Raw genomic sequence first — 685 nt, forward strand, 5'->3', positions numbered from 1 at the left:
TGGGCGAGGTTTCCCCGGGTGGTGAGGGTGTCGGGGTGGTCTTCACCCAGCACCTGCTCCTGGTCGGCCAACAGGTCTGCGTAAGCCTCAGCGGCCCCGGCCACATCCCCCGCCTTCCCCCGCCAGTGGGCGAGGTTGTTCCTGGTGGCGAGGGTGGCGGGGTGGTCTTCACCCAGCACCTGCTCCTGGGCGGCCAACAGGTCGGCGAAGGCGTCCACGGCCCCGGCCGCATCCCCTGCCTCCCCCCGCCAGAGTGCGAGGTTTCCCCGGGTGGTGAGGGTGTCGGGGTGGTTTTCACCCAGCACCTGCTCCTGGTCGACCAACAGGTCTGCGTAAGCCTCAGCGGCCCCGGCCACATCCCCCGCCTCCCCCCGCCAGTGGGCGAGGTTGTTCCTGGTGGCGAGGGTGGCGGGGTGGTCTTCACCCAGCACCTGCTCCTGGGCGGCCAACAGGTCGGCGAAGGCGTCCACAGCCCCGGCCACATCCCCCGCCTCCCCCCGCCAGAGTGCGAGGTTTCCCCGGGTGGTGAGGGTGTCGGGGTGGTTTTCACCCAGCACCTGCTCCTGGTCGACCAACAGGTCTGCGTAAGCCTCAGCGGCCCCGGCCACATCCCCCGCCTCCCCCCGCCAGTGGGCGAGGTTGTTCCTGGTGGCGAGGGTGGCGGGGTGGTCTTCACCCAGCACCA

At 70.8% G+C, this 685-nt stretch carries 1 protein-coding gene and 1 pseudogene; both read right to left on the reverse strand.

Annotated features, from left to right (window positions below; genetic code table 11):
- A partial coding sequence (locus ACH4B3_RS31775) for a tetratricopeptide repeat protein (RefSeq protein WP_398468827.1) occupies positions 1-557 on the reverse strand: 557 nt, incomplete at its 3' end.
- A gap of 36 nt (positions 558-593) precedes the next feature.
- Positions 594-683 (reverse strand): annotated as a pseudogene (locus ACH4B3_RS31780) (hypothetical protein); the annotation flags it as partial.
- Positions 684-685 lie beyond the last annotated feature (2 nt).

Source organism: Streptomyces sp. NPDC018031, assembly GCF_044327625.1.
GTDB lineage: Bacteria > Actinomycetota > Actinomycetes > Streptomycetales > Streptomycetaceae > Streptomyces.